This is a genomic window from Burkholderia sp. BCC1208 (assembly GCF_902833095.1).
GTDB lineage: Bacteria > Pseudomonadota > Gammaproteobacteria > Burkholderiales > Burkholderiaceae > Burkholderia.
The window spans coordinates 52,156-67,061 of record NZ_CADFDY010000016.1; the positions used below are offsets into that span (position 1 = coordinate 52,156).

At 66.8% G+C, this 14,906-nt stretch carries 13 protein-coding genes and 1 pseudogene; 7 read left to right on the top strand and 7 right to left on the bottom strand.

Annotated features, from left to right (window positions below; translation table 11 throughout):
* Nucleotides 1-42 precede the first annotated feature (42 nt).
* From HWX09_RS32195 to HWX09_RS32225, 7 genes are all read left to right on the top strand, one after another.
* Nucleotides 43-1,158 (top strand): polyamine ABC transporter substrate-binding protein, encoded by a 1,116-nt coding sequence (locus tag HWX09_RS32195; protein WP_027785640.1) that lies wholly within the window; start codon nucleotides 43-45, stop codon nucleotides 1,156-1,158.
* 186 nt (nucleotides 1,159-1,344) lie between these two features.
* Nucleotides 1,345-2,499, top strand: coding sequence for a polyamine ABC transporter ATP-binding protein (gene potA / locus HWX09_RS32200; RefSeq protein WP_027785641.1), 1,155 nt, complete (start codon nucleotides 1,345-1,347; stop codon nucleotides 2,497-2,499).
* 10 nt (nucleotides 2,500-2,509) lie between these two features.
* Nucleotides 2,510-3,505, top strand: a complete 996-nt coding sequence (locus HWX09_RS32205; RefSeq protein ID WP_027785642.1) for an ABC transporter permease subunit — start codon at nucleotides 2,510-2,512, stop codon at nucleotides 3,503-3,505.
* Nucleotides 3,502-4,341 (top strand): ABC transporter permease subunit, encoded by an 840-nt coding sequence (locus HWX09_RS32210; RefSeq protein ID WP_027785643.1) that lies wholly within the window; start codon nucleotides 3,502-3,504, stop codon nucleotides 4,339-4,341. Before HWX09_RS32205 ends, HWX09_RS32210 begins: the two co-directional genes overlap by 4 nt.
* Nucleotides 4,342-4,458: 117 nt before the next feature.
* Nucleotides 4,459-6,048 (top strand): DUF3138 family protein, encoded by a 1,590-nt coding sequence (locus HWX09_RS32215; protein WP_027785644.1) that lies wholly within the window; start codon nucleotides 4,459-4,461, stop codon nucleotides 6,046-6,048.
* 97 nt (nucleotides 6,049-6,145) lie between these two features.
* Nucleotides 6,146-7,450, top strand: coding sequence for an FAD-binding oxidoreductase (locus HWX09_RS32220; protein ID WP_027785645.1), 1,305 nt, complete (start codon nucleotides 6,146-6,148; stop codon nucleotides 7,448-7,450).
* Nucleotides 7,451-7,475: 25 nt separating this feature from the next.
* Entirely contained in the window at nucleotides 7,476-8,777 is a 1,302-nt protein-coding gene (locus HWX09_RS32225) for an FAD-binding oxidoreductase (RefSeq protein ID WP_027785646.1), read from the top strand.
* Nucleotides 8,778-8,903: 126 nt separating this feature from the next.
* On the opposite strand, the gene HWX09_RS32230 is transcribed toward HWX09_RS32225, so the two are convergent.
* The 7 genes and pseudogenes from HWX09_RS32230 to HWX09_RS33470 form a co-directional block, all read right to left on the bottom strand.
* Nucleotides 8,904-9,569: a DUF799 domain-containing protein gene (locus HWX09_RS32230; protein ID WP_027785647.1), complete on the bottom strand. Its 666-nt coding sequence runs from the start codon at nucleotides 9,567-9,569 to the stop codon at nucleotides 8,904-8,906.
* A 14-nt stretch (nucleotides 9,570-9,583) separates the two neighbouring features.
* The gene (locus HWX09_RS32235; protein ID WP_034185447.1) at nucleotides 9,584-10,027 is read right to left on the bottom strand and encodes a DUF4810 domain-containing protein; all 444 of its coding nucleotides are present in this window, start codon (nucleotides 10,025-10,027) and stop codon (nucleotides 9,584-9,586) included.
* A gap of 84 nt (nucleotides 10,028-10,111) precedes the next feature.
* Nucleotides 10,112-10,783, bottom strand: coding sequence for a CsgG/HfaB family protein (locus HWX09_RS32240; protein WP_185716591.1), 672 nt, complete (start codon nucleotides 10,781-10,783; stop codon nucleotides 10,112-10,114).
* 456 nt (nucleotides 10,784-11,239) lie between these two features.
* On the bottom strand, nucleotides 11,240-12,595 hold the full coding sequence (gor, locus tag HWX09_RS32245; protein WP_027785649.1) for a glutathione-disulfide reductase: 1,356 nt from the start codon (nucleotides 12,593-12,595) through the stop codon (nucleotides 11,240-11,242).
* Between the two features lie 251 nt (nucleotides 12,596-12,846).
* Nucleotides 12,847-13,074: a hypothetical protein gene (locus tag HWX09_RS32250; RefSeq protein WP_027785650.1), complete on the bottom strand. Its 228-nt coding sequence runs from the start codon at nucleotides 13,072-13,074 to the stop codon at nucleotides 12,847-12,849.
* A gap of 376 nt (nucleotides 13,075-13,450) precedes the next feature.
* Nucleotides 13,451-14,572 (bottom strand): porin, encoded by a 1,122-nt coding sequence (locus HWX09_RS32255; RefSeq protein WP_027785651.1) that lies wholly within the window; start codon nucleotides 14,570-14,572, stop codon nucleotides 13,451-13,453.
* Nucleotides 14,569-14,906 (bottom strand): annotated as a pseudogene (locus tag HWX09_RS33470) (hypothetical protein); the annotation flags it as partial. The gene HWX09_RS32255 and the pseudogene HWX09_RS33470, both read right to left, overlap by 4 nt.

Below are 14,906 nucleotides of genomic sequence, written 5' to 3' on the forward strand. Positions count from 1 at the left end.
GCGGCGGGCGCCGCACGCCGCCATAACCAGGGGAACTCCACCATGCGTGCCTGCTTTCTTCGCCAAGCCTGCTCCGTCGCCGCCCTCGCCGCCGCGGCGGCATTCACGTCGGTCGCCAGCCCGTCGGCGCATGCCGACGAGCTGAACGTCTACAACTGGTCCGACTACATCGCGCCGGACACGATCCCGAACTTCCAGAAGCAGACGGGCATTCACGTCAAGTACGACAACTACGACAGCGACGACACGCTTCAGGCGAAGCTGCTGGCCGGCAGCTCCGGCTACGACATCGTCGTGCCGACGTCGAACTACATGGCCAAGCAGATCCAGGCCGGCGTGTACCAGAAGCTCGACAAGTCGAAGATTCCGAACCTCGCGAACCTCGACCCGCTGCTGATGAAGATGATCGCCGACGCCGATCCGGGCAACCAGTACGGCGTGCCCTGGGCGTACGGCACGGACGGCATCGGCTACAACGCGCAGGCGGTGAAGAAGGCGCTCGGCGACAAGGCGCCCGTCGACAGCTGGGCGCTGGTGTTCGATCCGGCCAACATGGAGAAGCTGAAGAGCTGCGGCGTGTCGTTCCTCGACCAGGCCGTCGACGTGTTCGCCGCCACGCTGCAGTACATGGGCAAGGATCCGAACAGCAAGAACCCCGGCGATTACCAGGCTGCATTCGAAGTCCTGAAGAAAGTCCGCCCGTACATCACCCAGTTCAACTCGTCCGGCTACATCAACGACCTCGCGAACAACGACGTGTGCGTCGTGCTCGGCTGGTCGGGCGACGTCGGCATCGCACACCGTCGTTCGGCCGAAGCGAAGCGCTCGTACGACATCAAGTTCGCGAACCCGAAGGAAGGCGGCCTGCTGTGGTTCGACGTGATGGTGATCCCGAAGGATGCGCCGCACCCGGAAGCCGCGATGAAGTGGATCAACTACGTGTCCGATCCGAAGGTCAATGCGGCGATCACCAACACCGTGTTCTACCCGACCGCGAACAAGGCCGCGCACCCGTTCGTCACGCCGGCCGTCGCGCAGGACCCGACCGTCTACCCGCCCGAAGACGTGCTGAAGAAGATGGTGCTGATGAAGCCGATGCCGGCCGACATCCTGCGCCTCGAGAACCGTCTGTGGGCCCAGTTGAAGACGGGGCACTGATCGCCATGCATCGCGGCGGCGCAGGCATCGCGGTACGCCTGCCCGCCTGACATTCGCGGACCTCCGTCCGCCCGCGCGCCCCGCGCGCTGTTCCATCCGGCACGAGCCGTCGTCCGCGAGTCGCGTTGCGCGCCTCGCGCGGGGACGCTCACGCCTGCAATCCGTGAAGAACGAATGGTGACTCCCATGCAATCGATACCCTCTTCCGCTGCTGCACGACAGACCCAACCGGCCATCGCGCCCCGTACGCAAAACGACGCGTTCGTGCGCATCGAAAACGTCGTGAAGAAATTCGGCGACAGCACGGCCGTCGACAACGTGAACCTGACGATCGCGAAGAACGAGCTGTTCGCGCTGCTCGGCAGCTCGGGCTGCGGCAAGTCAACGCTGCTGCGCATGCTCGCCGGGCTGGAAACGGCCACCTCCGGCAAGATCTTCGTCGACGGCGAGGACCTCGCGTCGCTGCCGCCGTACCGCCGCCCCGTCAACATGATGTTCCAGTCGTACGCGCTGTTCCCCCACATGACGGTCGAAACGAACGTCGCATTCGGCCTGAAGCAGGAAGGCACGCCGAAGAACGAGATCAAGGAGCGCGTGGCCGACGCGCTCGCGCTCGTGCAGATGAGCAAGTACGCGAAGCGCAAGCCGCACCAGCTCTCGGGCGGCCAGCAGCAGCGCGTCGCGCTGGCCCGCTCGCTGGTGAAGCGCCCGAAGCTGCTGCTGCTCGACGAGCCGATGTCCGCGCTCGACAAGAAGATTCGTCAGAAAACCCAGCTCGAACTCGTGAACATCATCGAGAAGGTCGACGTGACCTGCGTGATGGTTACGCACGACCAGGAAGAAGCGATGACGATGGCGAGCCGCCTCGCGGTGATGAGCGAAGGCAAGATCGTGCAGATCGGCGCACCCGGCGAAGTGTACGAATTCCCGAACAGCCGCTTCTCGGCCGAATTCATCGGCTCGACCAACCTGTTCGAAGGCCGCGTCGTCGAGGACGAACCCGATCACATCTTCGTCGAAAGCGACGACCTCGAAACCCGCATGTACGTGAGCCACGGCGTGACCGGCCCGCTCGGGATGCCGGTCGGCATCTCGGTGCGCCCGGAGCGCGTGCACGTGTCGCGCGAGAAGCCGGGCTCGAAGCACAACTGGGCGCGCGGCGTCGTCACCGATATCGCGTACATGGGCAGCTATTCGCTGTACCACGTACGTCTGCCGAGCGGCAAGACGGTGGTGTCGAACCTGTCGAGCTCGCACCTGATGAACGACGGCGCGCCGGCCTGGAACGACGACGTGTTCGTGTCGTGGTCGCCGGCCAGCGGCGTCGTGCTGACGCAATGAGGACGCCACGATGAGAACCTCCGCTTCCACGCCTTCCACGCCTTCCGCGCCGGTGTCGGCCGGCGCTGCCGCCGCCACACGGGCCGCCGCGCGCGGCCGCCGCTTCGCCGCGCTGTCGCGCTTCCTGCCGTCGGGCCGCAACGTCGCGATCGGCGTGCCGTTCCTGTGGCTGGCCGTGTTCTTCGCGCTGCCGTTCGTGCTGGTGCTGAAGATCAGCTTCGCCGACCAGGTGATGGGCATCCCGCCGTACACGTCGCTCGTCGAGATCAAGGACGGCGTCGTGCACTTCGCGTTGCAACTGTCGCACTACGCGTTCCTGCTGCAGGACGACCTGTACATCGCGACCTATCTCAGCTCGCTGAAGATGGCCGCCGTGTCGACGGTGCTGTGCCTGCTGATCGGGTATCCGATGGCGTACTACATCGCGCGCTCGGAGCCGAACCGCCGCAACGTGCTGATGATGGCCGTGATGCTGCCGTTCTGGACGTCGTTCCTGATCCGCGTGTACGCATGGATCGGCATCCTGAAGGATGACGGCCTGCTGAACCACACGCTGATCGCGCTCGGCATCATCCACACGCCGCTGCGGCTCTATCACAGCGATGCGGGCGTCTACATCGGGATGGTCTATTCGTACCTGCCGTTCATGGTGATGCCGCTCTATGCGCACCTCGTGAAGATGGACCTGACGCTGCTCGAAGCCGCGTACGACCTGGGAGCGAAGCCGTGGGTCGCGTTCACGCGCATCACGCTGCCGCTGTCGAAGAACGGGATCATCGCCGGCAGCCTGCTGGTGTTCATCCCGGCGGTGGGCGAGTACGTGATCCCGGAGCTGCTCGGCGGCGCCGACACGCTGATGATCGGCCGCGTGATGTGGGATGAATTCTTCAACAACATGGACTGGCCGATGGCGTCCGCGGTGACGGTCGCAATGGTGCTGTTGCTGCTGGTGCCGATGGCGCTGTTCCAGTACTACCAGGTCAAGGAACTGGAGGACGCGAAATGATCAAGCCGAGCAAACCGCTGTCGACGGGCGTTCTCGCCTTCGGCTTCCTGTTCCTGTACATCCCGATCATCAGCCTCGTCGTGTACTCGTTCAACGAGTCGAAGCTGGTGACGGTGTGGTCGGGCTTCTCGCTGAAGTGGTACGCGGCGCTGCTGGACGACGACGAGCTGTTGACCGCCGCCTGGCTGTCGCTGAAGATCGGCCTGTTGACGGCCACCGCGTCGGTCGTGATCGGCACGTGGGCGGGCTTCGTGCTCGCGCGCTTCGGCCGCTTCAAGGGCTTCACGCTATACACGGGGATGATCAACGCGCCGCTGGTGATTCCGGAGGTGATCCAGGGGATCTCGCTGCTGTTGCTGTTCGTCGCGCTGGAGCAGATGTTCGGCTGGCCGAAGGGGCGCGGGATGGCGACGATCTGGATCGGCCACGTGATGTTGTGCGTGTCGTACGTGGCGATCATCGTGCAGTCGCGCGTGAAGGAGATGAACAAGTCGCTCGAGGAGGCCGCGCTCGATCTGGGCGCGACGCCGCTGAAGGTGTTCTTCGTGGTGACGCTGCCGCTGATCTCGCAGGCGCTGCTGTCGGGGTGGCTGCTGTCGTTCACGCTGTCGATCGACGATCTGGTGCTGTCGGCGTTCCTGTCCGGGCCGGGGTCGACGACGCTGCCGCTGGTGGTGTTCTCGCGCGTGCGGCTGGGGCTGAACCCGGAGATGAATGCGCTGGCAACGTTGTTCATCACCGCCGTGACGATCGGCGTGATCGTCGTGAACCGGATGATGATCGCGCGCGAGCGGCGCCGGATGGCCGACTTGAAGGCGGCGTTCGCGGTGGCGTGACGGGCCGCCTCCGCTTCGAAGACAACAAGCACTGCAGACAAGCATGACGCGCGGCCCCAGGGGGGGGACGTGCGATTCGATCCCGATTTGACAGGCGCACGACTAGGAGAATCCGCAATGAAGAAGAAACTGATCTGCCTGCTGGTGGCCGGCGCGTTGCCGGGCATCGCGCTGGCCGGTTCGACATCCGCCGAAATCAAGGCGCTGCAGGCGCAGGTCGCGGCGCTGCAGAAACAGATGAAGGCGATGCAGGCGCAGCTCGCCGCGAAGCCGGGCGGCGCGGCGGTCGCGACGTCCGGCGCGGGCGGCGGCATGGCCGGCGGCGGCGGCAACGCCGTCGCGGTCGCCGCCGACCCGGGCTCGCCGGATTACGGCAAGGCACGCGCGACGCTGACCAACGACGAGGTCAGCGAAATGAAGCAGCAGATCGCGAACCAGCAGCTGAAGGTCGACTCGCTGACCGACGCGGCCACCACGGGCCCGCTCGCCGGCCTGTCGGTCACCGGCTACATCGATCCGACCTACATCTACAACCGCGCGGCCGGCACGTCGTCGTTCCTGTTCGCGAACCACGAGAACGCGTACAACTATTTCAACAGCACGTTCGGCGATCTCTACCTCGACATCAAGAAGACGTTCGGCGTCGGCCCGATGGCGCCGTCGGCCGAAATCACGTTGATGCCGAACCGCGGCAACGGCATCACGCTGCTGCAGAACTCGCGCGGCTCGATCACCGACAACCTGCTGAACACGGCGGTCATCAACGTGCCGATCACCGCGGAAACGACGCTGGTCGCAGGCCTGATTCCGAGCTTCGGCGGCTACGAAGTCCAGCAGTCGAACCAGATGCTCACGCTCACGCACAACCTGCTGTACGATTTCTCCGATCCGGGCAGCTACGTCGGCGTCGGCGCGAACTACACGAAGGGCAGCTGGGCGTGGAAGTTCTTCCTCGGCAACGAGCAGTACCGCACGTACGGTTCGGTCACGCAGACGGGCACCAATGCGCTCGGCGACCCGATCACCACCAGCAACAAGGTGCCGACCTTCACCGCGCGTGCGGACTACACGTGGTCGAGCGCGCTCGATCTCGGCGGTTCGTTCAACATCGGGCGGCAGACGCTGTCGAGCGCGATCGATGCGGATGGCGTCGTCCATTACGGCCCGGGCGGCGCGGCGCCGAGCGGCTACGGTTCGTTCTTCTTCGGCGAACTCGATGCAACCTACACGCTCGCCGATATTCAGTACAACGCCGAAGTCGACTACGGCCGCCAGCAGCATGCGGCGTTCAACGGCGGGCTCGCGCAGTGGTACGGGCTGTCGCTGCTCGCGCACCGCAAGTTCAACGCGCCGGTGGTCGGCCGCATGGGCGTGACGCTGCGCTACGACCTGCTCGCGAACTCGAAGAACGGCGGCGGCGGCGGCGGCATCGCGCTGAACGGCAACGGGATGGACCCGAGCAACGGCTTCGGCGTCGATGCGGACTGCCTCGCGATGTCGAAGGCCGGCGGCGGCCTGGGCTTCGAGTGCAAGGGCGCCGTGCGCCAGGACGTCGCGCTCGACCTGCTGTTCTATCCGACCCAGCAGATCACCGTGAAGGTCGAATACCGGCACGACTGGGCGAACAACAAGGTGTTCCTGCGCAACGACGGCTCGTACGGCAAGTCCAACGATCTGCTCGCGACGCAGTTCATCTATTCGTTCTGATGCAGGACGCGCGGGGCGCCGTGCCGCACGCACGGCGTCCCGCGCCGTTTTCCGGATGGCTGCGCGCCGTTGCAGCCTTGTCGAGGGAGTCGGTTTCATGACGCAGTCTTTCACCCGCCGCGCCGATGCGCTCGCGCGCGACTCGTACTACGAGGCCACGGCCACGCGGTCGGCCACCGACGATCCGATGCTAGAAGCGGCGATCGACGTCGATGTCTGCGTGATCGGCGCCGGCTTCGCGGGCCTGTCGACGGCGCTCGACTGCCGTGCGCACGGGCTGTCCGTCGCCGTGATCGATGCACACCGGCCCGGCTGGGGCGCGTCGGGCCGCAACGGCGGCCAGGCGATCACCGGCTTCGCGAAAGACGAGGTGATCGAGCGGCAGCTCGGCGCCGACGGCGCGCGCGCCGCGTGGTCGCTGTCGCTCGACGGCGTCGCGCTGATCGCCGAGCGCATCGCGCGCTACGGGATCGATTGCGACTTCACGCGCGGCTACCTGACGGTCGCGACGAAGCCGCGCCGCATCGACGATCTGCGCGCGTGGATGAACGCCGCGACGTCGCGCTGGGGCCATCCGTCGCTCGCGTGGCTCGATACCGGCGAGATCCAGGCGCGCATTGCATCGACGCGCTATCTGGCCGGCGTGCACGATCCGCTGTCGGGCCATCTGCATCCGCTCAAGTACTGCCTCGGCCTCGCCGATGCCGCGCGCCGCGAAGGCGTCGCGCTGTACGCACACACGCCGGCACTCGACGTCGTGCGCGGCGCGCGGCCCGTCGTGCGCACGCCGTCGGGCGAAGTGCGCTGCCGTTTCGTCGTGTCGTGCTGCAACGCAGGGCCCGGCGGCGTGCTGCCGGCCGCGACCGCCGCACGCATCGCGCCGATCGCCTCCTACATCATCGCGACCGAACCGGTCGGCCAGGCGCGCGCCGATGCGTTGATCGCGCAGCGCGAAGCCGTGTGCGACAACAACTTCTTCCTCGACTACTTCCGGCTGTCGGCCGACCACCGGATGCTGTTCGGCGGCCGCGCGAATTCGGCCGGCGCGTCGCCCGCCGCGCTCGCCGAAGCGATCCGGCAGCGCATGGTCGGCGTGTTCCCGCAGCTCGGCGACGTGCGCGTCGACCACGCGTGGGGCGGCTTCGTCGACGTCACGCGCAACCGCGCGCCGGACTTCGGCGCGATCGATCCGAACTTCTTCTACGTCCAGGGTTTCAGCGGACACGGCGTCGCGCTCACCGGCATTGCAGGACGCGCGGTCGCCGGTGCGATCGCGGGCGACACGCGCGCGTTCGACCTGTTCGCACGCCTGCGTCACCGGCGCTTTCCCGGCGGCGACGCATGGCGGCAACCCGCGCTCGAGCTCGGGATGCTGTACCACCGCGTGCGCGAGCTGTTCTGAACCCTTCCGATACGTTTTTCCGACCATGCAGACATTCGCCAACCAGCCGCACGTCGCGTCGTACTACGCGGCGACCGCCAACGATACGACCCGCCACGCGCCGCTCGCCGGCACGGCCGACGCCGACGTGTGCGTGATCGGCGCGGGCCTCACGGGCCTGTCCGCCGCGCTCAATCTCGCCGAACGCGGCCATTCGGTGATCGTGCTCGAAGCGTCGCGCGTCGGATGGGCGGCGAGCGGCCGCAACGGCGGCCAGTTGATCGGCGGCTTCGCGTGCGACATCGACACGTTCGCGCAATTCATGCCGGAAGGCGACGTGAAGCGGATCTGGGACATGGGGCTCGAAACGCTGTCGCTCGTGAAGTCGCGCATCGCGCAACACGGCATCGACTGCGCGCTGGTGCCCGGCTACCTGACCGCGGCCAACACCGAACGCGATGCCGACGCGCTGAAACGGTGGCGCGACGATGCCGCGACGCGCTTCGGCTACGACCGCTTCCACTTCGTCGAAGCCGACGAACTGGGCGACTACGTGCAGTCGGCCCGCTATCGCGGCGGCCTGTACGACCCCGACAGCGGCCACCTCCATCCGCTCAACTACACGCTCGGCCTCGCGCGGGCGGCCATCGACGCCGGCGTGCGCATCCACGAGGACAGCTGCGTGACGCGCGTGCGCGACGTGTCCGGCGGCCACGTCGTCGAGACGAGCGACGGCAACGTGCGTGCGCGCTTCGTCGTGCTCGCCTGCAACACCTACGTCGGCGCGCTCGCGCCCGCGCTGTCGAGGAAGATCATGCCGGTCGGCACCTACGTGATCGCGACCGAGCCGCTCGGCGAAGCGCGCGCCGCCGCGCTGATGCCCGCCCGCGCGGCGATCTGCGACAGCCGCTTCGTGCTCGACTATTTCCGGCCGGCACCAGACACGCGGCTCGTATGGGGCGGCAAGGTCAGCTATTCGACGCGCGAGCCGCGCGAGCTCGCGGCGGCGATGCGCGCCGACATGCTGAAGACGTTCCCGCAGCTCGCGGACGTGAAGGTCGACTATGCGTGGGGCGGCTTCGTCGACATCACGATGAACCGCGCGCCGCATTTCGGCCGCATCGGGCCGACGACGTACTTCGCGCAAGGGTTTTCGGGGCACGGCGTGAACACGACCGCGCTCGCGGGCAAGCTGATCGCCGAAGCGATCGACGGCCAGGCGAGCCGTTTCGACCTGTTCGACAAGATCCGGCATCGCGACTTCCCCGGCGGCGAAGCACTGCGCACGCCGGCGCTGGTGCTCGCGATGAGCTGGTACCGGCTGCTGGACGCGTTCGGCGTGCATTGAGCGCGCCACGACATCGACGCACAAAAAAAACGGCCGCGCTTCGCGCGCGGCCGTTCGATCGGATCGCGGCACGCCGGCGTGACGGGCACCTGCCGAGGCCCGCGCGCCGCGCACCGGATGCGCCGGTCAGTCCGTGCCGTACTTCGGCGAATGCGGGCCGTACAGCAGGCCGGCCGGCGGTCCGGCCGACAACAGGCGGCCGCTCGTGAACGCGGCGACGTCGTGACTCTGGTCCATCAACGTATTCGCGATCTGCTTGACCGCGGCCACCACCAGCATGCCGATCAGGCTGCCGCCGCCGTTGTTGCCGCCTTCGTCGCTGCTCGCGCTCGCGCGGCCCTGCCACAGCACGTCGCCGGTGCGCAGGTCGACGAGCTTCGCCGATGCCGACACGACCGTCGCGCTCGCGAGAATCCGGTAGACGGTGCCGTACTGCGACACCTTCGAATACAGCGCGGCGTCCGCGCCGAAGATCTCGCGCAGCTTCGCGGGCGGCGTCCCCTGGATCTCGGCCGCATTGGTCAGGCCGTTCTGCTTGAAGGTCTCGTCCATCACGGCGACCGGCACGACGTAATAGCCCGACTCGGCGAGCGGCAGCGTCATCTGCGACAGCAGCCCGTAGGTCGCGCCGACGTCTGAGGTTTCGTTGAGGGGCGGCAGCACGAGGATCGAGCGCGGCTGGCTCTTCTTGAACGCCGCGTAATCGGGCCGTTTCACCGGCTGCGCGCACGCGCTCAGCAACGCGACGAGCGACAGCACGGACAGCAGCTTGAATGAGAGAGTCTTGAACATGGCTGGCGCGTCGCTCACTGTTTGGCGGTGGTCGGATCGGCGTTCTTCTGGCCTGCGACCGTCTGGTCGACGGCCTTCTGGCCTGCCGCCTTCGGGTCAGCCGCCTTCGGCGCGCCGGTTTTCTTTTTCAGCAGGAAATCCATGTAGGTCGCGGACTCCGGAAACAGCTGTTTCTCGGCCTGCAACTCCTGTTCGGCCTGCTGCTCGCTGCCGATGCTCGCGTACAGCATGCCGAGATGCGCATGGAAGCCTGGCGGCGGCGTATGCCCCTTGCCGCGAATGTCCTGCAGGGCCTTTTCGAGCGCGTCGATCTGCTCCTGCGGCGACTTCTGCCCCTTGAAGTATTCATACACCTGCGGCTGGTAGCCCGTCCACTGATAGAGCGGCGGCGTGGAGCTCGCACAGCCGGCGAGCAGCAAGGCGGCGGCCGTCGCCGGCAGCCAGTTACCCCGTTTCATGGTCTTTTCTCTTTTTCGATATCGTGGTGATTCGGTCGAGCGCGGCGCCGGCCCCGGCGCCCGCTGCGGCGTGTCGCGCGACGCTTACTGCGCCACTTTCAATGCACCGGCGTCAACCTGCTCCGCCAGATGGTTCACGGCTTCCTGGATCGCGAGATCCAGCACCTTGCCGTTGAGCGTCGAGTCGTAGCCGGCCGTGCCGCCGAAGCCGATCACCTCGCGGTTCGACAGGCTGAACTCGCCCGCGCCCTGGCTCGATGCGACGACTTCCGACGTGGTCGTGTCGACGATGTTCAGGTTGACCTTCGCGTACGCGACCTGCGTCTTGCCGCGGCCGAGAATGCCGAACAGCTGGTGATCGCCGACGTCCTTGCGACCGAACTCGGTCACGTCGCCCGTCACCACGTAGTTCGCGCCCTTCACGGCCTGCGCTTTCTTCATGAAGCCGGCTTCCTGCTTGATCTCGTCGAGGTTCTCGCGATCGAGCACGTTGAAGCGGCGGCTCTGCTGCAGGCGCGTGACGAGGATCGTCTTCGCCTGTCCGCCGAGGCGGTCGATGCCGTCGGAGAAGATGCCGCGCATGTAGCTCGAGCGGTTGTCGAACTTGCCGACGGCGATCGCGACGGGCTTGCCCGCGTACGGCTTCTGCGCGCTGCTGACGGCCGGCACGTCGAGCGTGCGCGACGATTCGGTCGCGCAGCCGGACAGCGCCGCGACGACCGCTGCCGCCACGAGGACGGTGCGTCGTGTCTGAATGTTCACTGCTGGTCTCCTTGCATGGAAAGAATGCCCCGGACGGGCGCGCCGGCTCGCGAACGATCCGGCGGTCGAAATGGCCGCGGCGCGAACGGGCACGCGCGCATCGGTGCGATGCGCGCGCACGCGTTCATCGCCGGGCCGGCGATAGCGGTATGGGAAAGAGGGATATCCGCAACGGATGGGTTGCGGCACAAAGCGGATGGGCAATGCAATACGCGACAGGCTCGCGTGCGCCGGTTACCCCATCATTCTGATTATTGCGCTGTTGATCGCGCATGATCGGCCCCGTATATGATTTTTCGCGATCATACCAAGTCCGGTTATCGATACGGGATTTCTTGAAAAGAATTGACGAATTTCAGACAGGCATGAGACACGCCGTCGATTCCGGCGTGCCCCGGCATTTCCGCCGCACGCGCATCGGCATCGCTGCAAATGCGCGTGCGATTCGCGCTAGTCGGCCACCTTCTGCCGCATCGTCACGAATTCCTCGGCCGCGGTCGGATGAATGCCGATCGTGTCGTCGAACTGCGCCTTCGTCGCGCCCGCGCGGATCGCGATCGCGATGCCCTGGATGATCTCGCCCGCATCGCGGCCGACCATGTGCGCGCCGACCACGCGCTGACTGTCGCGCGCGACGACGAGCTTCATCAGCGTGCGCTCGTCGCGGCCCGACAGCGTGTGGCGCAGCGCCTTGAACGACGTGCGGTAGACATCGACGTCGCCGTGCGCATGCCGCGCATCGGCCTCGCTCAGGCCGACGGTCGCGACCTCCGGCTGGCTGAACACGGCCGACGGCACGTACGCGTGATCGACCGCGACGCGCGAGCCGCCGAACAGCGTGCGCGCGAGCAGCCCGGCGTCGCGCGTCGCGACCGGTGTGAGCTGCGGCCGCGACGTGACGTCGCCGATCGCATGGATCGACGGCACCGACGTCGCCGAATACGCATCGACGGCGATCGCGCCGCGCGCATCGAGCAGGATGCCCGCCTGCTCGAGCCCGATCCCGTCGACGTTCGGCACGCGGCCCGTCGCATAGAGCACCTGATCGTACGGCCCGTGCCGCACGTCGCCGACGTGCACGAAAAGCGTGCCGTCGCTCGCGCGCTCGATCGATTCGATCACCGCGCGCGCATGAATCGTGACGCCCTGCTTCGTCATCTCGTCGGTCAGGAACCGGCGCACGTCGTCGTCGAAGCCGCGCAGGATTTTTTCGCCGCGGTAGAACACGTCGACGTGGCTGCCGAAGCCGTTGAAGATGCCCGCGAACTCGACCGCGATATAGCCGCCGCCGACCACCGCGATGCGTTTGGGCAGCGTCGCGAGCGACAGCGCCTCGCGCGACGTGATCGCATGCTCGATGCCGGGCCGCGGCGGCAGCGATGGCCGCGAGCCGGTCGCGATCGCGATGTGGCGCGCGCGGATCGTGCGCGCGCCGATCGCGACCGTGTGCGCATCGACGAGCGTCGCGCGGCCGACGTGCATGTCGACGCCCGATTGCAGCAGCAGATTGATGTAGATGTCGCTCAGCCGGTTGATCTCGCGATCCTTCGCGGCGATCAGCGCGGGCCAGTCGAGCGTGCCGGCGCCGAAGGTCCAGCCGAAGCCCTTCGCGTCGTCGACTTCATGGGGGTAGTGCGATGCGTAGACGAGCAGCTTCTTCGGGATGCAGCCTCGCAGCACGCAGGTGCCGCCGATCTGCTCTTCTTCCGCGATGCCGACGTGTGCGCCGTATGACGCGGCCATGCGCGCGAGCCTCACGCCGCCCGAGCCGGCGCCGATGACGAACAGGTCGTAGTCGAAATCCATCGCATCCCCTCATCGCAGTTCGAATGGAGGCACGATAGCAAGATTCGGGAATTCGTGCGGCACATGGCACGTGGCGGCGCATGGCGCGCGCCCAATAAAAAACGGCGAGAGACGAGGCCTCTCGCCGGTCAAACCGGCTGGCGGTTGTGCCATGCGTCACCGATCGACCGCATGCCCGACCTGCCGATTGCGCGGCACCGGTCCGCCCGGGCGCGCGAAAGGCGCGCCCGCGGCCGGACCGGCCGCCATGCTCATGCCTGCGACGTGTCGCCGCCGTCCGTCGCCTGCGTATCGTCCGCCGCCTGTTCGGGCTTCTCTTCCTTCTTCTCGAGCATGCCTTCGATTGCCTCGGCGCCCTTGAAACCGGCGACGGCCGCGGCCGCCTTGGTCAGCAGGCCCGCATCCGGATCCAGCTTTTCCGCGCCTTCGACGGCGGCGACCGCGCCGGCGATTTCACCCACGGTGTTCAGGATACCCATCGTCATCCCCTTTCAAGAAAATCGTGAGCGCATCGTCCCACGAAAGAAACCGGCGGACCGCGTTTGTCATCGCCGGATACACAAGTTACGCACCAGGCCGGCCACGCGCGCCGCGCGCCACCGGAACGACGCACGCGCACGCCTGACGGCATGCAACGCGCGATGCACGCAGCGTAGCGGAAAGCGGGCGCGTGCACTGTAAAAGTATGTTCTGGATTGCCGACGGATCGCTTACGGCGCGGGACTTGCGCAATGGAGCGCCTGCCGAATAGTCGGGCGCGCGTATGAAGGTCGCGTGACGAAAAAAAAGAGGCTCCTTGCGGAGCCTCTTCGATGCGCGCCGGACGAAGCCGGCGCATGCGGTGTCCGACGTTCGTCAGAAGATATTGCGCAGGCCGATCGCGATGCCCGTCTGGTTGCTGCGGCCGGGCAGCTCGACGTTCGCCGCGCCGTTCGTCTTGTTGAAGTCGACCGTGCCGTAGATCTCGGTGCGCTTGCTCAGCGCGTACTCGGCGATGCCGACGATCGCATAGCGGTTGCCGCTCGCGAGCGTGCCGTTCGTGGTCATCGCGTTGCGCATGTGGTCGTAGTAGAACGCGCCCGTCAGCGTCAGCGGCGTGCTGACCTGCCAGCTCACGCCCGCGAACGGACCGTCGTCGATGCGGCCCGTGCCCTTCGCGACCGGAATCGTCTGCTGGGCGAGCAGGCTGTCGACGAAGCCCGTGTCGTCCTTCGAGCGCAGGTAGCCCGCGTAGATCTTCGCCTTGCTGAAGGCGTACACGACGTTCGCGTGGTAGATCGTCTGCTTGCGCGCCGAGTTGTCGCTGTTCTGCTGCGCGCCGGCCGCGATGCTGAGCGGGCCCATCACGTACGACAGCGACACGCCCCAGGCATTGCCCTTGCCGAGCGAGCCCGGAATCTGGCCCGAGAAGCCGCCGGCGCCGGTCGATTCGTAGTTGGTGCCGGTCGAGTACATCGCCTTCGCCGTCAGGCCCTCGAACTTGCCCGTGTACTTGATCTGGTTGTCCGCATACAGGCCGCCGCCGAGTGCGACCGGCAGCCACGCGTTTTCGAGGTAGTTGCCGACGGTGAGCGGATCGTAGGTGTCCGACAGCAGGTCGAACAGCGGCGTCTTCTGGCGGCCGAGGGTCACCGTGCCGTACGGGCTCTGCAGGCCGACGTACGCCGCGCGGTTGAACAGGCGGCCGCTGTCGGCGAACGCGCCGTTCTGCAGGTTCACGCCGCTCTCGAGGTTGAACACGGCCTTCAGGCCGCCGCCGAGGTCTTCCGTGCCGTAGATGCCGAAGCGGCTGTTGGTGATCGCGCCGTTGGTCATCGACAGCAGGCCGTCGTTCTTCGCGTTGGCGTTGGTCAGGTAACGGATGCTGGCGTCGGCGACGCCCCAGAGCGTGACCGAGCTTTGTGCTGCTGCGTACTGGCTGGCGAAGGCCAGCGCCGCGCCCCCTGCGATGACTGCGAGTCGGGTGGTCTGCTTCATGAGCTTTCCTTTATTAGGTGTCTCCATTCATGACCGGCCGCGTGCGCAGCCGGGTGGCGATCGCGGACGTTCATGGCGGGCGCGATATGGGCTGAATCATAAGACGAGTGCGAACGCTGAAAGAAATTGAAATACGCGGCAATCGCGCGATTGTCGTCCGGGAACAACGTTTCCCGCGCCGGGCCTCGCTCGCACGGCGGCGGGACGGTGCGCGAGGGTACCGGCTGGCACGCACGGCGCTGTAAGGTTCGTCGATGGTGCGGCGTGCGCACGCGGATCGTCGCGAAGTGGTCGGTGGGGTCGGTGGGGTCGGTGGGGTCGGTGGGGTCGGTGG